This window comes from Rhizobium sp. BK212, from assembly GCF_014197475.1.
Lineage (GTDB): Bacteria > Pseudomonadota > Alphaproteobacteria > Rhizobiales > Rhizobiaceae > Rhizobium > Rhizobium anhuiense.
This window is the reverse complement of sequence record NZ_JACIFS010000001.1, coordinates 1-24,059: the sequence shown is the minus strand read 5'-3', so window position 1 is coordinate 24,059 and position 24,059 is coordinate 1. Positions and strand designations below refer to the sequence as shown.

Annotated in this window: 26 protein-coding genes; 18 read left to right on the top strand and 8 right to left on the bottom strand. The window is 59.2% G+C overall.

Features of this window, described 5'->3' with window-relative positions:
* Positions 1-589 precede the first annotated feature (589 nt).
* Complete coding sequence (locus FHT79_RS00130) at positions 590-943, bottom strand: MarR family transcriptional regulator (RefSeq protein WP_097542456.1); 354 nt, start codon at positions 941-943, stop codon at positions 590-592.
* Positions 944-1,033: 90 nt separating this feature from the next.
* On the opposite strand from FHT79_RS00130, the gene FHT79_RS00125 reads away from it, so the two are divergent.
* From FHT79_RS00125 to virB11, 13 genes are read left to right on the top strand one after another with little or no spacing between them, the layout of a single operon-like run.
* Entirely contained in the window at positions 1,034-1,573 is a 540-nt protein-coding gene (locus FHT79_RS00125; protein WP_097542455.1) for a hypothetical protein, read from the top strand.
* 3 nt (positions 1,574-1,576) lie between these two features.
* The gene (locus FHT79_RS00120) at positions 1,577-2,239 is read left to right on the top strand and encodes a lytic transglycosylase domain-containing protein (protein WP_097542454.1); all 663 of its coding nucleotides are present in this window, start codon (positions 1,577-1,579) and stop codon (positions 2,237-2,239) included.
* A complete protein-coding gene (locus FHT79_RS00115) occupies positions 2,236-2,535 on the top strand; it encodes a TrbC/VirB2 family protein (RefSeq protein ID WP_097542453.1) in 300 nt (99 codons plus the stop codon). Before FHT79_RS00120 ends, FHT79_RS00115 begins: the two co-directional genes overlap by 4 nt.
* A gap of 5 nt (positions 2,536-2,540) precedes the next feature.
* On the top strand, positions 2,541-2,879 hold the full coding sequence (locus FHT79_RS00110) for a type IV secretion system protein VirB3 (RefSeq protein ID WP_097542452.1): 339 nt from the start codon (positions 2,541-2,543) through the stop codon (positions 2,877-2,879).
* Positions 2,872-5,238: a VirB4 family type IV secretion system protein gene (locus FHT79_RS00105; RefSeq protein ID WP_183902845.1), complete on the top strand. Its 2,367-nt coding sequence runs from the start codon at positions 2,872-2,874 to the stop codon at positions 5,236-5,238. Before FHT79_RS00110 ends, FHT79_RS00105 begins: the two co-directional genes overlap by 8 nt.
* 32 nt (positions 5,239-5,270) lie before the next feature.
* Positions 5,271-5,936 carry a P-type DNA transfer protein VirB5 gene (gene virB5, locus FHT79_RS00100; protein ID WP_246713900.1) on the top strand — a complete coding sequence of 222 codons (666 nt, stop codon included), beginning with the start codon at positions 5,271-5,273 and terminating at the stop codon, positions 5,934-5,936.
* Positions 5,933-6,166: an EexN family lipoprotein gene (locus tag FHT79_RS00095; protein ID WP_097622515.1), complete on the top strand. Its 234-nt coding sequence runs from the start codon at positions 5,933-5,935 to the stop codon at positions 6,164-6,166. Before virB5 ends, FHT79_RS00095 begins: the two co-directional genes overlap by 4 nt.
* Positions 6,167-6,169: 3 nt before the next feature.
* Positions 6,170-7,090: a type IV secretion system protein gene (locus tag FHT79_RS00090; RefSeq protein WP_183902844.1), complete on the top strand. Its 921-nt coding sequence runs from the start codon at positions 6,170-6,172 to the stop codon at positions 7,088-7,090.
* A gap of 52 nt (positions 7,091-7,142) precedes the next feature.
* Positions 7,143-7,427 carry a hypothetical protein gene (locus FHT79_RS00085; protein WP_097595445.1) on the top strand — a complete coding sequence of 95 codons (285 nt, stop codon included), beginning with the start codon at positions 7,143-7,145 and terminating at the stop codon, positions 7,425-7,427.
* Between the two features lies 1 nt (position 7,428).
* Entirely contained in the window at positions 7,429-8,100 is a 672-nt protein-coding gene (locus FHT79_RS00080; protein ID WP_183845171.1) for a virB8 family protein, read from the top strand.
* Entirely contained in the window at positions 8,097-8,954 is an 858-nt protein-coding gene (virB9, locus tag FHT79_RS00075; RefSeq protein ID WP_183902843.1) for a P-type conjugative transfer protein VirB9, read from the top strand. The genes FHT79_RS00080 and virB9 overlap by 4 nt, the downstream gene beginning before the upstream one ends.
* A gap of 9 nt (positions 8,955-8,963) precedes the next feature.
* Entirely contained in the window at positions 8,964-10,136 is a 1,173-nt protein-coding gene (gene virB10 / locus FHT79_RS00070) for a type IV secretion system protein VirB10 (RefSeq protein WP_097622517.1), read from the top strand.
* A 6-nt stretch (positions 10,137-10,142) separates the two neighbouring features.
* Positions 10,143-11,174: a P-type DNA transfer ATPase VirB11 gene (gene virB11 / locus FHT79_RS00065; protein ID WP_097542445.1), complete on the top strand. Its 1,032-nt coding sequence runs from the start codon at positions 10,143-10,145 to the stop codon at positions 11,172-11,174.
* Between the two features lie 64 nt (positions 11,175-11,238).
* Here the strand turns inward: virB11 and FHT79_RS00060 are convergent, their stop codons facing one another.
* Positions 11,239-13,140 (bottom strand): EAL domain-containing protein, encoded by a 1,902-nt coding sequence (locus FHT79_RS00060; RefSeq protein ID WP_246713887.1) that lies wholly within the window; start codon positions 13,138-13,140, stop codon positions 11,239-11,241.
* A gap of 63 nt (positions 13,141-13,203) precedes the next feature.
* On the opposite strand from FHT79_RS00060, the gene FHT79_RS00055 reads away from it, so the two are divergent.
* A complete protein-coding gene (locus FHT79_RS00055; protein WP_183902842.1) occupies positions 13,204-13,659 on the top strand; it encodes an NUDIX hydrolase in 456 nt (151 codons plus the stop codon).
* Entirely contained in the window at positions 13,656-14,678 is a 1,023-nt protein-coding gene (locus FHT79_RS00050) for a PHB depolymerase family esterase (RefSeq protein WP_183902841.1), read from the top strand. The genes FHT79_RS00055 and FHT79_RS00050 overlap by 4 nt, the downstream gene beginning before the upstream one ends.
* Before the next feature lie 443 nt (positions 14,679-15,121).
* Here the strand turns inward: FHT79_RS00050 and FHT79_RS00045 are convergent, their stop codons facing one another.
* Complete coding sequence (locus FHT79_RS00045; RefSeq protein WP_097630254.1) at positions 15,122-15,337, bottom strand: DUF3072 domain-containing protein; 216 nt, start codon at positions 15,335-15,337, stop codon at positions 15,122-15,124.
* Positions 15,338-15,578: 241 nt separating this feature from the next.
* Complete coding sequence (locus FHT79_RS00040; protein ID WP_281414609.1) at positions 15,579-16,472, bottom strand: LysR family transcriptional regulator; 894 nt, start codon at positions 16,470-16,472, stop codon at positions 15,579-15,581.
* 117 nt (positions 16,473-16,589) lie between these two features.
* On the opposite strand from FHT79_RS00040, the gene FHT79_RS00035 reads away from it, so the two are divergent.
* A complete protein-coding gene (locus FHT79_RS00035) occupies positions 16,590-17,351 on the top strand; it encodes an SDR family NAD(P)-dependent oxidoreductase (RefSeq protein ID WP_183902839.1) in 762 nt (253 codons plus the stop codon).
* A 207-nt stretch (positions 17,352-17,558) separates the two neighbouring features.
* Here FHT79_RS00035 and FHT79_RS00030 read toward each other — a convergent pair whose 3' ends face one another.
* Together FHT79_RS00030 and FHT79_RS00025 are read right to left on the bottom strand one after the other, a co-directional pair.
* On the bottom strand, positions 17,559-18,467 hold the full coding sequence (locus tag FHT79_RS00030) for a nucleotidyltransferase and HEPN domain-containing protein (RefSeq protein ID WP_183902838.1): 909 nt from the start codon (positions 18,465-18,467) through the stop codon (positions 17,559-17,561).
* A 330-nt stretch (positions 18,468-18,797) separates the two neighbouring features.
* Positions 18,798-19,403 carry a TetR/AcrR family transcriptional regulator gene (locus FHT79_RS00025; protein WP_097596194.1) on the bottom strand — a complete coding sequence of 202 codons (606 nt, stop codon included), beginning with the start codon at positions 19,401-19,403 and terminating at the stop codon, positions 18,798-18,800.
* Positions 19,404-19,463: 60 nt separating this feature from the next.
* Between FHT79_RS00025 and FHT79_RS00020 the strand changes: the two genes are divergently transcribed.
* Complete coding sequence (locus FHT79_RS00020; protein ID WP_183902837.1) at positions 19,464-20,345, top strand: DMT family transporter; 882 nt, start codon at positions 19,464-19,466, stop codon at positions 20,343-20,345.
* Between the two features lie 270 nt (positions 20,346-20,615).
* Here the strand turns inward: FHT79_RS00020 and FHT79_RS00015 are convergent, their stop codons facing one another.
* A complete protein-coding gene (locus FHT79_RS00015) occupies positions 20,616-21,782 on the bottom strand; it encodes an ATP-binding protein (RefSeq protein ID WP_097542437.1) in 1,167 nt (388 codons plus the stop codon).
* Positions 21,783-22,098: 316 nt separating this feature from the next.
* Here FHT79_RS00015 and FHT79_RS00010 point away from each other — a divergent pair, with 316 nt between their 5' ends.
* The gene (locus FHT79_RS00010; RefSeq protein WP_168332975.1) at positions 22,099-22,476 is read left to right on the top strand and encodes a hypothetical protein; all 378 of its coding nucleotides are present in this window, start codon (positions 22,099-22,101) and stop codon (positions 22,474-22,476) included.
* A 93-nt stretch (positions 22,477-22,569) separates the two neighbouring features.
* On the opposite strand, the gene FHT79_RS00005 is transcribed toward FHT79_RS00010, so the two are convergent.
* A complete protein-coding gene (locus FHT79_RS00005; RefSeq protein WP_183902836.1) occupies positions 22,570-23,742 on the bottom strand; it encodes a tyrosine-type recombinase/integrase in 1,173 nt (390 codons plus the stop codon).
* Positions 23,743-24,059 lie beyond the last annotated feature (317 nt).

Below are 24,059 nucleotides of genomic sequence, written 5' to 3'. Positions count from 1 at the left end.
TAAAGCTGCCGTGGATTGCCACCCTTAGCGCGTCGCCATCATTGGCAAGATCAGGCCCCACCGAGTTTCCTGGGGCGGTCCGAACGGTTCGAAAACCAGTTTTTTGTAGACGGCAATCGCTCGTTCGTTGCCAGGATGAGGATCGGTTGCGATCACGGCGCCTTCTCATCAAAGAGAGCCTGCATTCTGGCGCCGATAAATGCTGATCCGTGCCCAACACCGATCGTATCGGGGTCGCCAATGTATTGGTCAATTCCCCGCGAAACCCTCGGGAAGTTTGGCAAAATGGTGATCTTCCCACCCATGGACTGTGTAGTCCTGCATGAACGCGAAGGGAAGTCCGAAGGATGAAACAATCCAGCGTGCTACCCGAGGGTCAGCTCTTCATCGTATGGCTCATCCGAGTTCCACCATTCACGCAGATGAGGCTTTGATTGCCATTCCATGAGCAAATCGAGGTCGTTCAGTGTCGCTCTGCGAAAACTGTATTGATCGGGTGTCATCATGAGCTCAGTTTACCAGATCATCCGCCGGAGGGTATGGCAGCCGAATGCTGGACGATCTGAAAAACGTCACTTAAATCCGCTGCTCATTCGTTTCCGAACGAACTTAGCTTCTCCAGAAGCGCTTCCGAGATCTCGAACTGACGCGCCGTTCCACGACCCATAGAGTTCTTGACGATCGTCTCGGTCAACATTCCTCGCCTCACCAGAAGGTCCACCGTCTCCTTGACGCCGCTGCGCGTTAGGGCCGTGATTTCCATGATACTGGAAAGAGTTAGCTTCTGGTGCGCTTGGTTCATGCTGTAGAGGACCGTCATCATGCCGACCTGCTTCAGCCTTGCCTGAGGCGTCTCGTCTTCCTGGGGGTGATCGAGGATCTCATGCAGGATAAGGCCTGAGAAAGCCAGATTACGCCACTGGGTTGCAATTGCTCTTGTCATGTCTTTTTACTGTGTTATATAAATCAGTATAAATCGCACTAGCACCACGCTACCTCTTCCGCAATGGGACGTCTTTGAAGGGTCGTGCTCATGAAAAACCTTCTGTTCAACACGGTTGTCGCGGCCTGCTGCATATTGCCACCCTATCTTAATTCACCAGGCAGGGCGCAAGCAAATGAGTGGGGTTGCGAGGTTATTCTGTGCCTTTCCAACCCCGGAGGCCCGACGCAGTTTGCAGAATGCCGCCCGCCGATCGAAAAGCTCTGGCGCGAGCTTGCCGAGGGGCATTCGTTCCCCACTTGCAGCGGCGCCACCTTCCACAGTTCCCGCCCGGGCTATGAGCCGTATTACTGCGAAAGCGGATACCGGCTGCAAAGCGATTATGGTCCGCGCGGGCAGGAAATAACCTGCGTGTCGATCGCCCTTCAGCCGGTGAGCGACGCGTTCTGCCCCGATCTCGGGGAGAGCAGCAGTTCCAGCAACAATTCGGTTTTGGCGCCGCGATGGCAGCTGGTCGATGGTCGGCGCCAATGCATGGGTTATCCGACCGCTCGCCCGATGGTGAGATCGCAGCCCCACTATGTCGACGTCACCATCGATGGGGTGGGCACGCAACGGGTCTGGTACTGAACTATGGCTGTGGCATTCGTTGATCTCGCCCAGAACTGCGCACCCGTGGTGGACGTCAGGACGCTTGCCGCCGTCGTCAGTCTGGAGAGCGGCTTCAATCCACTCGCCATTGCTATCAACAGCGGTCCGCCGCCTGAGCGCCAACCCGCGTCGAAGGCGGAGGCGATCGAGCGCGCGACCTCCCTTGTTGCCGATCGGCAGGACATCCGGATCGGTCTGGGCGGCATTGGGGCGGCGGAGCTGGGCAGACTGAAGCTTTCGATTTCGGATGCGTTCGATCCCTGCTTGAACCTCAAGGCGACGGCCACTCTGCTCGATGGCTACTACCGCCTTGCCTTGCGCTCCGGGGCCGATGCGACGCAAGCCGAAAAGGTGATGCTTCAGTCCTACTACGGGCGTGACGATCCGTCTGTTGGCGAAATGATCAAATATGACGCTGAGGTCCGCCAGGAAATGAGCCGCCTGCCTTCCGACCTTGCGTCTCTCACTATCGCCGAGCCGCGGCAAGAAACCCCTGTCGCGGACCCGTCAGCCAGGCGGGAGATATCGCCGGCTACACAATTGCTTTCCCAATCCGGCGGAGCCGCATCGTGGGACGTCTTCAACGTCCGGCGGTCATCCCAGGTTCTCGTGTTTCAAGACGAACGATCGGAGCAACGAAAATGATCTCAAGAGCAGACTTTCGCCCTGTCGCAGCCCCTCTCCTGATGGCCGCCGTCATCAGCGCCTGCCTGGTAGAGCCGGCCTTCGCGCAGGCGGCCGGCGTCGAAACCGTCCTGCAGAACATCGTCGACATGCTGACCGGCAATATTGCCAGGCTGCTTGCGGTCATCGCCGTCATCATCATCTGCATCGCCTGGATGTTCGGCTACATGGATCTTCGCCGCGCCGGTTTCTGGATTATCGGCATCGGCGGAATCTTCGGTGCGACGGAACTCGTCAATACGATCGTCGGAAGCTGATCATCATGCAAACAGCCGCCGCTATCGAGGAAGATATCTTGTTTCTTGCCTGCACGCGCCCGGCGATGATTGCCGGCGTGACGATGGAGGCGATGGGCGTCAACGTCATGCTGACGACCATCCTCTATATCACCGCGGGATCGATCGCCTACGCACTTGTCGGCGTCGTCTTCCATTTCATATTCCGCACGCTCGTCAAGCATGACCACAACATGTTCCGCATCCTGATCTCCTGGATCGAGACCCGCGGCCGGTCGCGCAACGCCGCCTATTGGGGCGGCGCCAGCTTGTCGCCCCTGAGGCTCATCCGGCGCTATGACGAAAAGGATTTGAGCTTTGCCTAGCACCGCAACGCTTCGCTCGCGCGAACTCGGGCCCGAAACTTTCATTCCATACGTCCGTCATGTCGACGAGACGACGATCGCGCTCGAATCCAGGGCGTTGATGGTGATGGTCGCGCTTGAAGGCATATCCTTCGAAACTGCCGATGTCATGGACCTCAACAGTCTGCACCGCGATCTCAATACGCTTTACCGCAATATCGCCGACGACCATCTGGCGCTCTGGAGTCATGTCATCCGCCGCCGCGACAACGCCTACCCGGACGGAGCCTTCGCCAACCCCTTCTCGCAAGGTCTGAACGCTCGATATCGCGACCGCATGATCGAAGAGGATCTGTTTCGCAATGATCTTTACCTCTCGCTTGTCTGGCATCCGGGCCGGGATCCCGCAGAAAAAGCCGCCCATCTTCTCTCCCGCCTGCGCAAGGCGCGCCGCGACCGTGTCGAGCTTGATGAGGATGCCCTGAAGCATCTGAGGGACAAGGTCTCCGACGTGACTGCCGGGCTGAAACGCTTCGAGCCTCGTGTGCTTTGCCTCTACGAACAGGACGACATCGTCTTTTCCGAGCCGAGCGAGGTTTTGCATCAGATCGTCGGCGGCCGGCGCGAGCGCGTCCCGCTGACGGAAGGCCGTATATCCTCGGCGATCTATTCGGACCGGGTGATCTTCGGGCGGGAGACCGTCGAGATCCGTCATGAGGCCGCAAGCCGTTACGCCGGCATATTCGGGTTGAAGGAATATCCGGCGACCACCCGCAGCGGCATGCTCGACGGCATCCTGACGGCGCCCTTCGAGCTTATCCTGACGCAATCTTTCGCCTTCGTCGCGAAAGCCGATGCGCGCACGATCATGGGGCGCAAGCAGAACCAGATGGTCAGCGCCGGCGACAAGGCGGCGTCGCAGATCGAAGAGCTCGGCGATGCGATGGACGATCTGGAATCGAACCGCTTCGTGCTTGGAGAACATCATCTGGCCCTGTCGGTCTTTGCGCCCTCGGTGAAGGAACTCACCGACAATATGGCCAAGGCACGCGCCTATCTCACCAATGGGGGTGCGGTCGTCGCCCGCGAGGATCTTGGCCTTGAGGCGGCCTGGTGGGGGCAGGGGCCGGGCAATTTCCGCTACCGGGCAAGATCGGGCGCCATCACCTCGCGAAATTTTGCCGCACTTTCCCCTTTCCATTCCTATCCCGCCGGCAGGAAAGACGGCAATGAATGGGGACCGGCCGTCGCCATGCTGAAGACCGCCTCCGGTTCGCCCTTCTATTTCAATTTCCACCATAGCGATCTCGGCAACACCTTCGTCTGCGGCCCGTCCGGCACGGGCAAGACGGTGCTCTTGAACTTCATGCTGTCCCAGCTCGAAAAACATGATCCGCACATGGTCTTCTTCGACAAGGATCGCGGAGCCGACCTGTTCGTCCGGGCCGCGGGTGGCACCTACCTGCCGCTTCGAAACGGTGTCGCCACCGGCTGCGCGCCGTTGAAGGCATTTGAACTCACCCCGGAAAACAAGGTGTTCCTCGCCCGCTGGGTCGGCCAGCTGGTCGGGTCGGCAAAGCGTCAACTGACGGTCCTGGAGCTGCGCGACATCGCCTCGGCGATCGACGGGCTGGCGGACCTGCCGGTCGAAGGACGCTCGATCGGCGCCTTGCGCACCTTCCTCAACAATACCGACCCCGAAGGCATCGCGGCGCGGCTCAGGCGGTGGGAAAGGGGTGGGCCGCTCGGCTGGGTGTTCGACAACGAGACCGACGACATCGGCATCGGCGCCAAGTTCATCGGCTACGACATGACCGACTTCCTCGACAATGAGGAAATCCGCACCCCGTTGATGGCCTACCTGTTCTTCCGCATCGAGCAACTGATCGACGGGCGGCGCATCATCATCGTCATCGACGAGTTCTGGAAGGCGCTGCAGGACGAAGGCTTTCGCGACCTCGCGCAGAACAAGCTGAAGACGATCCGCAAACAGAACGGCCTGATGCTGTTTGCGACCCAAAGCCCGCGCGACGCGATCGTCTCGCCGATTGCCCATACGATCATCGAGCAGTGCCCGACGCAGATCTTCCTTCCCAATCCGCGCGGCGACCATGGCGATTACGTCGACGGGTTCAAACTGACGGAGCGCGAATTCGAACTGCTCTCGCGCGAGCTTTCGGTCGAAAGCCGGCGCTTCATCGTCAAGCAGGGCCACAACAGCGTCGTCGCCGAATTGAACCTCAGGGGCTTCGACGACGAGCTCGACATCCTGTCCGGCCGCACCGCCAACGTCGAACTCGCCGAGACGATCCGGGCGGAGATCGGCGACCGGCTGGAAGACTGGCTACCCGTGTTTCGGCAAAGAAGGAGGACGGATTGATGGAGAGGATCAGAATAGAGTTTGCTCTGGCGATGATGGTTGCACTGTTGCCGGCTGGAACGGCATTCGCACAGGGCATTCCGGTCATCGACGAGACGGCGATCGCCAAGCAGATCGAGAGCATCACTCAGCTGAAATCCCAGCTCGACACGCTCAATCAGCAGCTCCAGCAGGCGCAGCAGCTTTACGCATCGCTGAACAAGCTTACCAACATGGCCGATGTCGCCGGTCTGCTGAACGACCCTTCGATCCGCAAGGCATTGCCGCAGGATTTCAATGCCATCGAAGGCTTGCTCAAAGGCTCGGGCAGCGGTGTCTTCGCCACCTCCGCCTCGAAATTCCTCGAAGAAAATTCGACCTATCGCACCGATGCCAATGATTTCTATGCGCAGGAATTGGCCCGCGCTCAGAACCAGAATGCCGGGCAGATGAGCCTCGGCCAGCAGATCTACGATGCCGCCACCAAGCGCATCGACGGCATCGATCAGCTACGCCAGCAGATCTCGGGTGCAGCCGACGCCAAGGATATCGCCGACCTTCAGGCACGCCTGCAGGCCGAAACCGCCTTTCTGCAAACCGACGTGCTGCGCATGCAGGCTCTGCAGATGGTCCAGCAGGCACAGGTTCAGGTCGACGACCAGCGCAAGGCCGAGGATTGGCGCAAGCGCCTGGATGCCATGGCAGAGGCGCTCAAATGAAATATCTCGTTCCTGGTATCGCCGCGCTTGCGCTTTCCGGCTGCTTCGGCGAGGTCGACAGGATCTATACCGTCGACGAACTGATGGCTGATCAGGCCCTGCTGGCAAAGATCACAGGCAAATGCCGCAACAACCCTGGCGCCTTGCGTCAGACGCCGAATTGCCAAAACGCCGAGGCGGCGGACTGGAAGCTCCGGCTTGAACGCATGAACAGGGCGCTTGGAGGCTGAGCCATGTACCAGGTCTTCAGCTTCGTCGATGGTCAGTTCAAGTCGCCGCTCGAGAGTTTCATCTCGTCGGGCACGTCGAACATCACCAGCTGGATCAGCGGCCCACTCACCGCGGCGCTGACGCTCTACGTCGTGCTCTATGGCTATCTTGTCCTGCGGGGCTCGGTCCAGGAGCCGATTGTCGAATTCGCCTTCCGGGCGATGAAACTTGCGATCATCGTCATGCTGGTGCGCAACGCCAGCGAATATCAGACCTATGTCACCCAGATTTTCTTCGAGACGCTGCCGCGCGAGATTTCCCAGGCGCTGAACTCGGGTAGCGCACCGAGTGCCTCCACCTTCGACAGCCTGCTCGACAAGGGCCAGAAATGCGCCAAGGACATCTGGGCGCGTGCCACCTGGCCTGCCGACATCGTCAACGGCATCGGCGGGATGATGGCCATCGGCGCGAGCTTCACGGTGGCGGCGATCGGCTATATCGTCTCGCTCTATGCCCGGCTGGCGCTCGCCATCGTGCTGGCCATCGGGCCGATCTTCGTGGCGCTGGCGATGTTCCAGTCCACCCGTCGTTTTACCGAATCCTGGATCGGTCAGCTCGCCAATTTCGTCATTCTCCAGGTCCTGGTCGTCGCGATCGGTTCACTGCTGATCAGCTGTATCGACACGACCTTCACGGCGGTCGAAAGCTATACCGATGTCATGATGCGCCCGGTCGCCCTTTGCGCCATCTGCCTTGCTGCCCTTTACGTCTTCTACCAACTGCCCGGAATCGCCTCAGCGCTTGCAGCGGGCGGGGCGTCGCTGACCTACGGCTATGGTGCTGCCCGAGACGCCCATGAGGGCACGCTCGCCTGGGCCGCCTCGCATGGTGCCAGAGCTGTTGGTCGCGGCGCCCGTTCCGCCGGCCGCCGTCTTAGATCTTGAGGGGCCGGACGACGACTTCTCCACGACAAATGTTTCAGAGGTTTGCATTTCAATGATCCGTATTATCGTCTCGCTCCTCCTTGCCTTGGAGTTCACCGGCTGCGCATCGAGGTCCCATCCTTTGCCCAAATGCGATGGCTATTCGCGCCGGCCGCTTAACCGCGCCATGTGGCAGTGGGAGGACAACAAGCCCGCCAAGCAAAGCGGCAATGACGCAGTCCCGGCGACGGCGGCCGGCCAGGTGTCTTCCTATGGAAAAGAGCCGCTGACGGAGGGGCCAGCCGACTTCGCGCATTTCGATGCCGCGGGTTCCTATCGGCCATGCGAGGAGGGGTGAGATCGTGAGTACCGACAGTCTGAAGAGCTATTTCGAAAGGGCACGCCGCTTCGATCAGGATCGGCTGGTCCAGGTGGAGCGGTCGGCGCGCATCGCCTGGTCTATCGCGATTGCCGCAAGCGTGCTTGCCGCCACCTCGATCGTCGCCGTTGCCGGGCTGACGCCTTTGAAGACGGTCGAGCCTTTCGTCGTTCGGGTCGACAATTCGACCGGCATCGTCGACGTCGTCTCGGCGCTGACGTCGACTGCCGGCAGCTACGACGAGGCGGTGACCAAGTATTTCGCCGCCAAATATGTGCGTGCGCGGGAAGCCTATGTCTGGAGCGAGGCCGAGGAGAATTTTCGCACCGTCGCTCTGCTCTCGACCCAGCCGGAGCAGACGCGTTTTGCGGCGATCTACCGAGGCGGCAATCCGGACTCTCCGCAGAATATCTATGGCCGCGGCGCGACGGCACGCGTCAACATCGTCTCGATCTCGCTGATCAACGCCAATGTCGTATCGGTGCGCTATACCAGGACCGTCACGCGTGGTGACGACGTCCGGACCACCCACTGGGTGGCGACGCTCACCTTTTCTTATGTCAACGCGCCGATGTCCTCGACCGACCGGCTGACCAATCCGCTTGGTTTTGCCGTCAGCGATTATCGCGCCGATCCGGAGGCCATCAATTGAAGCAGAGTTTCCTCATCGCCCTGACGGTGACCGCAGGACTCACCACGACCGCGCTGGCGCTCGATATCCCGCGAGGCGCATCGCAGGATAGCCGCGTCCGTTTCATCGACTACCAGCCCTATAACATCACCAAGATCGTCGGCACGTTGCGGTCTTCGGTGCAGATAGAGTTCGCCGCCGATGAGGAGATCGCCCATGTGGCACTCGGCAACAGCGTCGCGTGGGAAGTGGCGCCGGCCGGCAACATCCTGTTTTTAAAACCCCGCGAAAACCAGCCGGTGACGAACATCTCGGTCGTCACGACCAGGCGGGATGGCTCGACCCGCAGCTACCAGATGGAGCTGACGGTGCGCGATGGCAGCGTCGAGGCCGGGCAGAACACCTACTTCTATGTGAAGTATCGCTATCCCGCCGACGAGGCCGAACGCCGGAAGCTGGAGACCGCTGCCCGCGCGCAAGCAGCTCAGGCCGGAGAAGCTGACAAGGTTCTGGCTCTCCACGAGGCCTATGGGCCACGCAACTGGCGCTATTCGGCTCAAGGGACCTCGGCACTTGAACCGCAGGCCGTCTACGACAATGGCAAGGTCACGACCTTTTCCTTTGCCGGCAACCAGGAAATGCCGGCGATCTACATGGAAAAGTCCGACGGCAGCGAGAGCCTCGTGCCGAAGTCCGTCGAGAACAACCTGGTGCTGGTGCACGCGATCAGCCGCAAGTTCATCCTGCGCAGGGGAGGCGACGTCCTCTGCGTCTTCAACGAGGCCTATGACCGTATCGGCATCGATCCCGATACGAATACGACCTCACCCTCTGTCGAGCGCGTCGTGAAGACGCAGGCTGTGGCAGGACAATAGGAGGACGCCATGGCCGAGGAAGACAGCACCCACATTCCCGGTGAGCGCGCCGAAACGACGACGGGCCGCGGTCTCGACAGCAATCCGACGGTGAGACGCGGTGCGGTGGCGCTCGCCATCGTCGCCTTCGTCGGCTTTGCCCTCTGGTCGATGCGCGGCCAGGATAAGCCCGTAGATGGCATCCAGCCCGAACGCGTCGTCATCCGGCAGACGTCGGATTTCGAGCCGGCGAAGGAACCGGTCCAACCGGTCGCCACGCCGCCGGAAACGCTGCTGCCAACACCCGGGATGCCCGAACAGGCGGGCGAGGACGAGAAGCTTCTCGACGCTGCCCGACGCGCGCCGGTCATCGCCTATGGTGGGAAGCAATCCTCTCCGTCTCATTCTCGAGACCAGGACGCCAGCGCCGATACCGCGTCAAATTACGTTCCGCTCGGGAGCAACTCGGGCGGTCCCGGTGCCCAGGCCGAAAACGAGGACCAGCGCTTCAATCGGCTGTTGACGCCGACCCAGCTGCAGGGCTCGCGCGCCGGCACGCTTGGGAATCGCGACTTCATCGTCGCCATGGGAACCTCCATTCCATGCGTTCTGGAGACGGCACTGTCGTCGGACCAACCCGGGTTCACGAGCTGTGTCATCAGCCGCGACGTCCTTTCGGATAACGGCCGGGTCGTGCTGATGGAGAAGGGCACGCAGGTGGTCGGCGAATATCGCGGCGGCCTTCGCCGCGGCCAGAAGCGCCTGTTTGTGCTCTGGAACCGGGCAAAGACGCCCAAGGGGGTGATCATCACCCTGGCGTCGCCGGCAACCGACGCCCTTGGGCGTGCCGGAGTCGACGGTTACGTCGATACCCATTGGTGGGAGCGTTTCGGCAGCGCGATCCTGTTGTCGATCGTCGGCGACGCCACCTCCTACGTCAACAGCCAGCTGCAGGACAGCGATGTCGATGCAGACAACACGACGAGCGCCGGCAAGCAGGCCGCGACCATCGCCGTCGAGCAGTCGATCAACATTGCGCCGACGCTATTGAAGCATCAAGGGGAGCTCGTCTCGATCTTCGTTGCGCGTGATCTCGATTTCTCGAGCGTCTATCGCCTCCGCGTGACGGAACCGCGCAACCGAGTCTCCGATCGGGCGGTTCTCGGGGACTTCGCGCCAGCCTCGACCCTGGTCACGAAATAGCCCGCCATGACAGAGGGAGCCGATTCAGGCGTCGTGCGAGAGCTGTTGGCACCCCTGTCGCCCTTCCTGCGCGACAAATCCCTCTATGAGATCATCGTCAACTGGCCGACCCAGGTGGTCACCGAGGGCACGGCCGGGTGGCAGGCCCATGATCTGCCGGAGCTGTCGTTCGACAAGCTGATGCGTCTGGCGCGCGCTGTCGCAAGCTTTTCCAACCAGTCGATCGACGAAACCCGGCCCATCCTCTCGGCAACGCTGCCCGGCGACGAGCGGATCCAGATCGTCATCCCGCCCGCTACGACGAAAGGAACCGTCAGCATCACGATCAGAAAACCGTCTTCCGTGTCGCTCAGCCTCAACGATCTTGAGCAGGGCGGCTTGTTCGCCGAGGTTGCGAGGCACGAGGCGGACATCTCCTCGGCCGACCGTAGGCTTCTGGAATTCTATAGAACGGGGTCCTACCAGGCATTTCTGCGAGAGGCCGTCTACGCACGCAAGAACATCATCATCTCCGGGGCGACAGGATCCGGCAAGACGACGCTCTCGAAAGCCTTGATTCGCCATATCCCGTCGAGCGAACGCATCATCTCGATTGAAGACACGCCGGAGCTCGTCATCCCGCAGCCGAACCACGTCCGTCTCTTCTACTCCAAGGGCGGCCAAGGGCTGGCAAAAGTCGGGGCGAAGGATCTGCTCGAGTCCTGCCTGCGCATGCGGCCGGATCGCATTCTTCTGCAGGAGCTGCGCGACGGCACCGCGTTCTACTACATTCGCAATGTGAACTCAGGCCATCCGGGTTCGATCACAACGGTGCATGCCGACTCCGCCGACCTTGCATTCGAACAGCTGACTCTGCTGGTGAAGGAATCCGAAGGTGGGAGAGACCTGGAGCGAAACGACATACGCGCGATGCTGAAGATCGCGATCGACGTCATCGTCCAGTGCAAACGCCTCGAGGGTCGGTTTCGGGTGACTGAAATCTACTATCGCGCCGCCGCGGCAACTAAAATCGCTCGCGGCGATGGTCAAAACTGCTGACGCCGGGGTTTCCCGGCACGCCATAGCTGTCAAGGCGAAGCGTCGGATGCATCGCGGGACAGCATCAAATGCAGTCAGCTTTGGGCGGGGTGGATGCTGCATTCTGCTCGATGACACCGACGGCCGCGCTGAACGGCATAGGCCGACCGAAGAGGTAGCCTTGGCCATATGGGCAACCCAAGGCCAAGAGAGCCTCCTCCTGTTCGCGGGTTTCAATGCCTTCCGCGACGGTGTTCAGTCCCATGTCTCGGCTGAGCCCGATCAGTGCGCGTGTGATCGCAGCATCGTTCGGCCTGCTGCGAATCTGCTGGATGAAACCGCGATCGATCTTCAGCGTCGTCAGTGGATAGCGCTGCAAGGAACTGAGCGAAGCATATCCCGTTCCAAAGTCGTCGAAGGCGATGCCAACGCCAAGCTCCCGCAGGGCCGTCATCGCCTCCAGAGAACGATCGTCATCGGCAAGTGCGATCGTTTCGGTGACTTCGAGCTCCAGTCCCTCGGGTGCAAGGGAGTGCCTTTGAAGTGCGTTGGCCACTTTGTGGATGAGATTGGGGCCGCGGAGTTGCCCCGGGAAGAGGTTGACGCCGATCTTGATTTTGTAGCCTGACGCCTGCAGTTCGCTGGCGCGCTTCGCTGCTTCGTCAAGCGTCCACCAGCCAATATCCAGAGCCAATGCGCTCTGATCGAGAGCAGGAAGAAAGGCTCCGGGCGTCAGCAGGCCCCGGGTGGGATGATGCCAACGGATCAATGCTTCAAGCCCGATGATTTTACCGTCGGAGAGTCTGACCTGGGGCTGATAGAAGAGCTCCAGCTCACCTTGACGCATCCCGGCAAGAAGCTCATCGCGCAGTTCGCGCCGCGCCGACGTCTCGCTTCGCATGGTGGCGTCATACATCCGGATCGAGTGTCCGCCTGCGGCTTTCGCTCGATACAGGGCGTAGTCGGCACTGGCAATCAGCTCTTCGGCTTCCACCCCGTGGGCCGGTGAAAGAGCAAAGCCGATGCTGGTGCCGAGTTCCAGGACATGTCCGCCGAGTTCAAACGGCTTTGCAAATGCCTGGAGGATAGCATCGGCTTGGGCATAAACGGCACGCGGGTCGCTTACATTCTGCAACAGCACCGCAAATTCGTCGCCGCCGACACGTGCAATATGAGCGTCAGGACGCAGCGTGTATGGGAGCCTGACACCGACGGCCTGCAAAAGGCAATCGCCGACCAAATGTCCGTGCGTGTCGTTGACTTCCTTGAAGCCATCCAGGTCCAAGAGCATGATGGCGGCAGCGTTTCCCGCAGCAAGCGTATCGGCAAGCAGCGCGGAAAAGCGATGACGATTAAGCAGTCCCGTCAGGGTATCCTGGCTTGCCAGGCGCAACAGTCGCCCTTCCTTCTCCCGTCGCTCTGAAATATCGGTGATGACGGCGCCGGCACAGAAGCCGCGTTTGCCACGCCAGGTCGACAGGGTGATTTCGATCGGAAACTCCGTGCCGTCCTTCCTGACCGCCGACACCTCGACCGGCCTGCCACCGAGATTTGGCTTTTGCCCCGCCGACACGTTTTGCAGCCCTGCCATGTGGGCGCCCCGCATCCGCTCCGGGATGATGATAGTGATGGGCTTTCCGATCATCTCGCCTTTGGTGTAGCCGAACAGCGCGCAGGCGGAGGGATTGACGAACTCGATATCTCCGTGGCTGTCGATCGAGATCAGGGATAATTTCGTCGCCTCGGCAAATTTCACCACCGTGAACGGCATGCGCCGCTCCGAGCTGCTCATTGAAGACGACTTGGGTGTCATGCGTGCCTCGTGCATCGTGCCGGGCCTGGTTTCGAAATTATCCGGTTGGGGAAACTGCCGGCCAAGCACAATCACCATGGAATACATGCGTGAACATTGATTTAAGTCGCGTGCATGCCGCTGGCAGAAAAGCCCAGAATAGCGCAACTCGAGAGTGCCACCAGAGGTGATCAAGCAAACTGGACTCTTGAACGTTGCCCCGCTAGCGTGCGCGGGCTTCGAAACCGGAGGCGGACAATGCTCAACGAAAACGACCAGACGGAACTTACGAATACCCTGTCTGGTCGCGATGTCGCGCAGGCTGGTGCTCTTTGCTATCGTCGGACCGAAGGCGGTGGACTTGAAATTCTTTTTGTAGGCAGCCGACGGAACGGTCGCTGGGGCATTCCGAAAGGGCGCGTCGAGTATGGTGAAATCACCAGCGCTGCGGCGCTCAGAGAAGCGTTCGAGGAAGCCGGAGTGGTGGGCCTCGTCGACACGACCGTGTTCGGTTCCTTTTCGTATCGAAAGGACACGGGTCCCAACCACTACCATGTGTCCGTCCATCTTCTCCAGGTGTCGCGCATCGCGGACGAGTTTCCGGAGAAAAGCATCCGTAAAACACATTGGTTCCCACTGAAGGATGCCATGCGCGAGGCCGCCCGGCCGGGTCTGCGAGCGCTCCTGTGTCGGGTTGAGAACATCGACCTATGAAGCTCAGTTTCGGCAGATCGCTATTAAAGGTCCTCAGAGCTCAAAAGAAAATCAGCAAGCGGATCGAGAAAGCTGTCGCAAAGACCCGACGCAAAACGAAACGTTCAACGCCCCGTCCCGCGAAACCGATTTTGGTCGAGACAACCGCCTTTGGAAGCAACCCGGGCCGCCTGGTGATGAAATCCTTCGTTCCGACGTCGCGGCTGCCGAAGAACCCTGCGCTTGTCGTCTTGCTTCACGGATGCCATCAGACTCCTGAAAGCCTGGATGCCGCGGCGGGCTTTTCCAAGCTCGCGAAAGAGCGCGGTTTCGTTCTTCTCTATCCACAGCAGAAGAGAGCAAACAATTCGCAAGATTGCTTCAACTGGTTTCGACCAAGTGCCGTCGCGCGAGACCGCGGCGAGGTCCGTTCGATCAAGCAGATGATCGAGCACCTATGCGAGCGACATCGCATCGACCGGTCGAGGATCTTCATCGCGGGGCTGTCCGCCGGCGGGGCGATGACGGGCGCACTTGTCGCGATCTATCCCTCACTGTTTGCCGGCGCCGCAATCATCGCCGGCATGCCATTCGGATCCGTCCGCGACGCGATGTCGGCCCTGCGCGCGATGAAGTCAGGCGCGACGCCGCCACCGGGCGGATGGGGACGGCCGATCGCCGAGATTTCGCCAGAAGTCAGGGCATGGCCTCCGATAACCATCTGGCAGGGCATGGAAGACCGGGTGGTCAAGCCCGCCAATGCGCTCGCTTGTGTTGCTCAGTGGCTCGAAGTTCAGGGCATTGTAGAAAGCAGCGGCCGCTTGGAGAAAAAACCATGGGGCAGCTTGCAGTCGTGGAAAGTGACCGGCGAGAGGAAAGTGGCCCTCTATTCGGTCAGCAACATGGGCCACGGGCTTCCGATCAAGAAAAGCAAGAGCGTCATAACACCACGATCCGCTGACCCTTATGTGATCCCGGCAGATATCTCGGCTCCAGCTGAGATGATGCGATTATGGGGCTTGTCGAGGTTTCGAGTGTAACCAGTTCGCGGGCATGTTCGACCGCACCAGGCAAAGTCCGGTCGCGATGGGGTCACCTACACCATCTCAGTGCGCGCAATGAAATGCCAGGCTTGTCTTCGAGCAGCTGACAGTGCAGGTGAAGGAAATACCCAGGCCCGGGGATACGAGGTTCGTGAGATGTTGAAGATCGCGATCACGTCATCGCCAATGCAAATGCGGCGGTGGCCGCTTTCGGGTAACTGGGATCTACTATCGGGCCGCGGCCGGAACCAAGATCGGCGAGGGTGCTCGCAGCGACCACCACGCTGGCCAACGGCGTAAATCCTTTGTGGACCAAAAATCACGCGGACTGGTTCGCGTTGCAGCAGCCCTTTTGCCGTTTCGCAATCGGAATACAGTGGGGCGCAAAAGTCTGCCCTCGGCGTTCGGCCTCAATCAATCGGCTACGACAAGACGGCCGCTCATTCCAGATCGAGCGACTGCTTGAGTTCGTCGATCCGCTTGGACGCTTCGGCCTTGGTCAGATCCTCGGCATAGGCTTCAGGCCGGTGCGCCTGTTCCGACAAGGTCTTCAGATAGGACCGCTGCGCGCCGGTCATCGGCTCGTCGCCACTGACCCAATCGTCGGGGTCTTTCTCTGTGTTGGATGATGTCTTGCTTTTCGGATTGTCACTCATAGCGGCCTCCTGAATTCGTTCTCTAAACGTTCCAAGTGGTGCTGCTGTTCCCGCTGTATTCGTCGCGTTGGGCATCGATGGCTCTTGTTCGGACGTAAAGGCGCCCCCGCCGAGCGAGAGGAATTCCGCTCATTGCAACAGCCGCTTGGTCAGTGCCGAAAACGGTGGTCGATCGGTTCGTCCGAGAAAGCAGCGCGCCAGTCCGATAGCCGTCGGCTGACCAGCCCGCCACGACGGGTCATTAGGAATGGGGATCTTCCCGCCATTCGGATGTCGCGCCGAATTCTGAAATGGCAAACGAGATGACGCTGCGCAGGCGCGGCGTCATGCGGCGATCGCGATGATAGACAAGCGACATCGGTCGCTCACGGAGATGCCATTCTGGAAAGAGTTGAACGAGCAGGCCTGCCTCGACATCCGAACGCAGCAGAATGGATGGCTGCATGATCACTCCCAGGCCCGCGCACGCGGCCATGCGCACGGCCTGACCGCTATTGACAGTGATCGATATCCGCGGAATGACTTCGACCGTAACGTCGCCGTTCGCCAGCTTCCATGGCGACCGTGCCGCCGGGGCAAAGCCGATGGCATCATGGTTGGCCAGGTGACTTGGATGACCTGGATTGCCCCTTCGAGCAAGGTAGTCTGGTGCAGCGCAGATCATCATCTGGTAAGGGGCAAGACGGCGCGCGATCAAGCGGCTATCGGGCAACTCGCCGATACGGAAGGCAATATCGAATCCTTCGTCGACAATATCGACATTGCGATCCGTCAAGGTGATATCCAGCGTGACATCCGGGGCAAGCGCGCGGTAGCGCTGCAGTCTCGGCATCAGCATCTCTGCGCCGAACGTCGTCGGAGCCGTCATCTTCAGCTTGCCACGAGGCTCTGCTTGCAAAGCCTCGGCATCCTGATCGGCAATCGCCACGCGCTCCAGAATATCTCGGCACTGTTCGACATAGCTGGCGCCGAAATCCGTCAGGCTCTGACGGCGGGTCGTCCTGTTCAGAAGACGCGTTCCGAGGCGCTCCTCAAGTGCTGCCACATGCTGCCCAACCATTGCCGGTGACATCCCGAGCTTGCCGGATGCGGCACTCATCGAGCCCTCTTGCACGGTTGTCACGAATACCTGCATGGATCGGAAGAGGCCCATTCGATAGCTCTGCTTTTAAATGATGATATTATTTTCGCGATTATCCATTTGTATGGGCGAAATTACAACTCCTGTGACGCTGCAAACAAGGAGCACGACATGGCGCAGAACAGATACACGGGCAAAACGGTCCTCATTACGGGGGCGGGAACGGGCATGGGGCGGGCCGCCGCCCTTCGACTGGTCGAAGAGGGTGGCCAGGTCGCTCTCGTCGGACGCCGGCCCGAGCCGATCAGCCAATTGCAGTCGGAGATCGAGGCCGCCGGCGGCACAGCCATCGCGATCGCCTGCGATATCGCCGACAACGAGGCGGTCGCCGCGGCCGTCCAGACGACGATAACCCGCTTTGGCAAACTGGATGCCCTCTTCGCCAACGCCGGCTTGCTTGGCGAGTTCAAGCCATTGGCTGTTACGGAAGCGGACGAATTCGACGCTCTGATCGCCACCAATCTGCGTGGCACCTTTTTCACCATCAAGCAATGCCTGCCGTTTCTGGCCGATGGTGCGATCCTCATCAACGCCTCCTGGACGGCTGGTGGCGTGATGCCAGGCGCCGGAGCCTATGCCGGCACGAAGGGTGCCCTGCAGGCGATGATGCGCACCCTTGCGGTGGAACAAGGCCCACGGAACATCCGCGTCAACGCCATAAACCCTGGCATCATCCTGACGCCGATGGCCGATGACGTCATCGACCCTGTCTTCGCGGCTCGCCTCGCCAGTCACACGCCTCTTCGCCGTAACGGCAGATCAGAAGACGTCGCGGGCACCGTGGCGTGGTTGCTGTCGGACGATGCCAGTTTCGTCACCGGCCAGGAAATCACTGTCGACGGTGGTTTCACAATAGGCGGTATCCGGCTCTAGTGCGGTGCTGTCGTATCCGTCAGGGAACTGACCGCATACACCTCGCAAGGCCGGCTCGCTGGTTCTTCGGCGGCAGTTCCACCCTCGGGCTTGAAGCCATCGTTGAAGCTGCTGATCAAGCCTTCCGTCTTCCACGTGTAATGATCCGGGGGCAACTGAGGCTAACGACCACACCGATTGCGTAGCTTGTGCCGCGCTACCCGGCTCCTACTGGCCGTCTTGTTTGAGCTTTTCGAGATGTTCGGAGCAAACCAGCTGCACCAATTCAAGCAGAACGGTCGTCCGCTCGCCCAACCAGGTGAGCGCCTCCTCGCTGATCTCGTAATGTTTCGAATAGCGCGCCTTAACATACGCCTCGTTCAGCGTGTTGAACCAGGCGCGTTCCCGGTGCTGATCACGCGGAAAGGCTTCGGCCAGCCGGCGGTCCTGCTCCTCGGCGAGCGAGCGCAGGAACTTGATGTTGTGCGATGGTGGGCCGTAGTTGGTCAGAGTGAGTAGGACGCAGGAATAGGCCTGTTCGAGTGCTTGATGAGTTAAGAAGGCAGATTCGTTGAAATCACTTTCTCGCAAATAAAACATCGCGCCTTTGTGGAATTTCGATGCCGCCCTGGATCTGTGATCAAAATGCTCTCTCGCGACGCGAAGCCGATCCTCCGTCGAAAGCAGTTCGGGCTCCGCCAGTGGCTCATCGTCCAGTTCATAGAGAACGATGCCCTCCTTGCGAATGTCAGAGAAGAAATACTGCCCCTCCTTGAGGTAGGTATTCACCTCACGCCTGGAATGGACGATGAAGCTCACTGGCGTTTCGATCGAGGCCTCGTGGATCAGCCGGTCGGCCGCCTTGTACCAGTATTCGGAGAACTCGCAGAGCTTGCGGTTGTTGACGATGATCAAGAGGTCGAAATCGGAGCGATACCCTTTCATGGTGAAGGGTTCATCGACCCAGCCGCCCTTGGCATAGGAGCCGAACAGGATGATCTTCAAGATCCTACCGCGCTTCTTGAAATCGGCCGTGCCCTCCCTCAGCGCGTCCCCGAATTCCTCGTGGAGGATTTCGAGGACCCGGCCGAGTTCTCGTTGCTTGCGAAGCGGCATATGATCGAGCGACGATTTCATAAGCAATCGATAGGCGAAAGATCCAATATCGTCTACTCGCAGTTTTGAGAGGGAATCTGTGGGAACTAATCGCCTCGGAGATCACGTTCTCTCGAGGAACCGCGTTAATCGAAGACGACCGTGAATGTGGCTTCCCAAGAAGGTCCTGCACTCCAGGAACGGGGAGCACACGCTGCGTCACCGGCGCGTTGGCCACCGAAAAGGCAGATGCCCTTTCGCCTCTGAATGGGGATGTCGATCAGCTTGATTACGCGGAATCAATTTCGTTGGAATGATACCACTTTATTACCTGCCAGGATCATTGGAATCTTCCGGATTGGCTGAATGCGACTAGCGGACATTTAGCTTCGTGGGCGAAATCAAACGTTTCAGCCCGATTTCACGGAAGCGGGTGAATGCCAACACACCATCCTTGGCTTTAGCTCGAATGAGCGCCCCTTCGTAAGCGTCCACGATACTCGCTGTTAGATCATTGATGTTCTCGTCACTGTCGATATCGCCATCCTGCTGCGCAGCGGCCAGCACCCCTTGAATACTTTTCTCCCAGCGTTCGAATGAAGCGGCGAGCGCATCGAGAACGACTGCGCTCCGGCCTGCAGCGCTTTGGGCAATCATACCGTAAAGGCACCCTGCATATGGGGCGGCCGCCTTATACTCTTGTTCAAGAGCTGCGAAATAGGCATCGAGGCGGGCCAGCGGACGGAGCGACATGTCAGTGAAGAATTTCTCCCGCACCTGCCGGTACTTCTCCTCATACGCTTCGACGACCGCAACGACGAAGTCATCCTTGCTCTGAAAGAAATAATAGAAGGACCCTTTCGGGACATCGACGGCCTTCAGGATCGGGCCGATCCCCACACCGTCATAGCCATGCGCCAGCAATTGCCGCATACCTTCGGAAATGAGGCGTTCACGCGTCGCAGATTGACCATCCATAACTAGACCAATCGTCTACTAGGTTGTTTATGCACATCTCTCTCCACGGAGTGACCTCATATGAGCATAGCACGCAGTAGGCTTGTCGGCATCTATCTCGTGATTTCTTCTGCTGTTTTGTGGAGCACGGCCGGGCTTTTTGTGCGCATCGCCGACATGGATGTCTGGTCAATGGTCGCTTGGCGGTCGGCCTTCTCATTCGTCACGCTTGGCGCATTTGTATTGATCCGCCGAAGATGGACGAAGAAAGGTGTTAAAGGGACTTTCGGCATGCCTGGTGTGGTTGCATGTGTCGTTTCTACAGTAGCGGCGATCACCTATATTGCGTCTTTACAGTGGACGACCGTCGCGAATGTCATGACGGTGTACGCCACGCTTCCGTTTGTAGCGACCGGGATCGCTTTCTTATGGCTGCACGACCCCGTGACATACCGCTTCGTGATCGCTGGCTGTCTAGCTTTCCTGGGAGTAGTTATTTCGGTCGGAGCAGCTATGTCGGCAAACGACCTTCTTGGCATCCTGGCTGCTTTTATCATGACGGCTGGATGCGCCACGCAGATTGTCATTGCCAAACGGTTTCCAAGCATGGATTCGACGATGATGACGGTCTTGGCCGCGTTGGCCTGCTTTTGCATCGCCCTTCCGCTCATGCAGTACTCGATACCGACATCGACACAACTCCTCGCATGCGCTTTCTATGGGATTTTCACGACTGGCATTGGTTATGTGCTTTTGTTGCTTGGCTCTCGCCGGATTGGTTCAGGTGAAGCCGGACTATTATCCATGCTTGATGTCATCCTTGGCCCAATATGGGTCTGGATTTTCTACAGCGAGGAGATCACGCTACCAGTCCTTCTGGGCGGTGCAGTCGTTTTGACTTCTGTCTTTTGGTATCTCCTACCGAGCCGTAAGGTTGTTACCCCCGTTTGGCGGCTGATTTGAAGCTGGTCGTTTTGCCATGGGTATTTGCGGCTGCTTTTCAGGTGCTTTGTACAAATAAGGAATGCGCGAAGAAATGACCCTTTGCGAGTATGTTTTATGATCAAAGAGGAGGCGCTTCCAGCGCGTCTTCCGGTCGACACGGAACGCGCGTCAGCGGCCTTCCACCGGCGTAATGCCGCAGAACTGTGTGTTTGAATGAGCGCTATCGCATTGTTCGCGCATTGTTGCCCAGAGAGATGCTGGAGCGGGCTTCTATAGGCGATACGCCCGCTAGGTAAGGTCAACCAGAGCTTTGCCTATCGAGGCTAGGGGCATTGCTTCCACATCGTGCTTTAGGCGGAAAGTTTCCTGCCCAGGGTAAACGACGATGCGTCGTGCTGGGTCGAGATCTTCGCATGCAAGATAGAAGCCTTTCTCGAGTTTCGGCGTCAGGCTCCGCTTGATTTCGATAGCCCAAGGTCGTTCACCCGGGGGCGTCAGAAGGAGGTCAATCTCCGCACCAGCCAATGTTCGGTAAAAATTGCTCTGAGTTCCGGGGGGGGCTGCTGCAATCAACGTCTCGATCACGAGACCTTCCCAGCTTGCCCCGGCGACTGGGTGTCCAAGCAGGTCCTCCTGAGTGGTCAGTCCCAAAAGGGTGTGGGTGATGCCGCTATCGCGAACATAGACCCGCGGTGATTTGACAAGGCGCTTGCCAACATTCGCATGCCAAGGCTCAAGGCGTCGTACGAGGAGTAGATCAACCAGGAGATCGAGATAGGAGGCGACCGTCTTGCCATCGACGCCGAGCGAACGCGCAAATTCTGCGGCATTCAGAAGTCCGGATTGATGATGTGCGAGCATTATCCAGAAGCGCCGCAATGTCTCGGCAGGAATACGAGGACCAAGCACGGGAATATCTCGTTCCAGATAGGTTCGTATGAAGTCCTGCCGCCAGCGCTGGCTTGCACGATCATTTACCGCAAGGAAACTATCAGGGAAGCCGCCTCGCACCCATAGCTTATTCAGATCATCAACTGGTACTTCCAGGCCGTCGATCGGACCCATTTCAAGGTAGGCGATGCGACCGGCCAGCGTCTCACCCGACTGTTTCAATAGATCGATGGATGCGGACCCGAGCAGCAGGAAATGGCCAGCCTTCCTCCCATTTCGCCGGCCCCGATCGATAAGCCCACGCAAATTCTGAAAAAGATTTGGTAGCCGGTGAACCTCATCCAGGATAACGAGCTTGTCGCTATGCTGGCTGAGATATAGTTCCGGCTCGGTGAGTTTGGCGCGGTCGGCATCCGATTCCAGGTCGAGATAGATTGATGGGCGTTGTTCGGCTATGGCGAGAGCCAGCGTAGTCTTGCCGACCTGACGCGGGCCAATGAGCGCAACGGCGGGGCTCGAATCGATCAACTCAGTCAGTTTTGTAGATATTCGACGTTCAATCATCCTTGCATTTATGGAGTATAATTCCGTAATTGCAAGGACGATATGTTGATAGCTCGGCTGCGTCCGCTGGCGGGTCGCGCGGCGTTCACATTGCCGTGTGCCTAAAGGCTCGCCGCGTCGGTTGTTCGGAACGCCATCTTTAACCCAAGGTCGATGACTGGATTGATTTCTACCGCGGCCGATGGCGTGGGGCCTTAACTCCAACGGTCGATGAACGGCAGCGAAACGCAACATTCACAGCCTGTTCAGCGCGCCAATGTCATCAAGTAACCAGAAAGAGCCTTACCTCCCAACACAGGCTCTGATGGAGTAGCCGATGAAAAAGATCATCCTCTCGACACTTGCTACATTGGTCGCGACCGGCAGCATCTTCACTTCCTATGGCTCCGCGAGCGCACATGATTATCGCGAGCACCGGCACGGCGACAGGAGTGCTGCCATCGTTGGTGGGCTGGCGGCGGGGCTCATCGGCGGACTGGTTGCCGGTGCTCTCATCGAGGACAGGGACCGTCCGCGGTATGATGAAGGCGCAGATTATCGCTACAGCCGCGGCCCGCGCTATGAAGGTAATGTCGGTTATCGCGACTATGGTGACTCGGGCTACCGTTACAGAGTTGGTCCGCGTCATGAGGACAACTCCGGCTATCGCGATTTTGACGGCACAGGCTATCGTTATGACAGTGGCTGGCGTTGATGCAGACCAAGTACATTTCCAGCCTTCCATGACGGCGACCTGAATTGCCTCGTAGAACTTTTGCGCCAACGGTGCGATTTGAGGGTCAATCCGTCAAATGACCAGCCTTGCGGCCCGCCCGTTCTTCCGTTCTGCATTGTTGTAGTAGCTTGCAGCCTGCGCCACCGATTTATGAAATGACTGCTGCATGGCTTCCTGAAGCGGGATGCCGCGGTTGGCCGCTTCGGTGAGATAACCAGATCGCAGCCCGTGGGCTGAAAATATCTCTGGATCGAGACCAGCCTTCCTGCAGCGGGCCTTGAGGATGAAATTGACGGACTGCGGTGTCAAGGCGCGGCGATCGACGTTGCCCCACTGGTCGATACGACGGAAGATTGGCCCTGCCTCAATTTTTGCCTCCTGGATCCATCGCTTCAAAGCCCCGACCGGACGGCCGATCAGGACGGCATGGGCCTTATCTTCTACATTCGTCGTCTTGGTGCGGCCGAGGTTGAGTGTCAGGCAGGGCAGGAGAGGGGAGGCGGAATTCTGCGGGTCGGCATGCACCGGCTCCTCGTCAATCAGATCCTCGATGCGAAGGCTTGCAATTTCGGAGCGTCGGCGGCCGCCGGAAGCGAAGGCGGTCAGCAGCAGGGCACGATCGCGAACATCGACCAGACGATCGCCGGCGCAGGTGACCATGAGCTTTGCCAGGACATCGCCGGTAACCGCTTTTTTGCTCTTGCGGCGGCTTTGCCGCGGCGCGGCGCGCACAGCAAGCCGGAGCGCGGTCTTCAATGATGGCGCCGAAAACGCTCCGGTTAGTCCGCGCCAGCGTGTCAGGATCGACCACGAGGTCAGGCGCCGGCGCACCGTGTCGGGCGCATGCGGGCCGTTGACCCGTAAAAACCCTTCGGCGCGCAATCCTGTCTCGACCTCGACCGGCATGCCATGGTTCGGATCCTCGGCACGTTCAACAGGGTCCCAGAGATGATGAGCGACGAATTTCAACAGCAGGCTCTCCGGCGCCGGCCAGGGCAGGGGAGAGCCGATGGCAAGCGCGCACCAAGCCTCAAGATAGCCGAGATCGGAAGCGAGCGCCCTGAGCGTGTTGCCGCCCATGCCCTGTTGCGCCAGATGTTTTAAGGTGGCGACATCATCGTCCGTCAGCAATGCGGCTAGCTGATCACGACGGGCAAACGGCAGGATGGCGTCGAGTGCATCAATTTCCTCGGCGCGGCGAAGCACCGGATCGACAGGGGAGGGGAGGGCTTTTGGCTCTGGCATGGCGGTCTCTGGCGCTGTGACTTGCCCGACTCTAGCGGTTCTGCGCCGCCAAATCCATCACTATCGATACTTGGTACTTATCGATGGCTAGGCGTGGCCTAGTGCATCATAAGGAGTGAGGAATGATAACTCCAAGATAGCATTCCTTTAGCAAATCATTTACCATGATTTCAATGGCTTACGATCCCACGAAAATCAGCATGACTGCCCTGATGCGGCCGGTGTTGGTTTCCACGCAGAACTGAGCCGGTTAGGCGCATAATTTCCATTGAGAATTGAGCCATGTGACCTTCCCTCCAACGCGGTGAGCGGCGGGG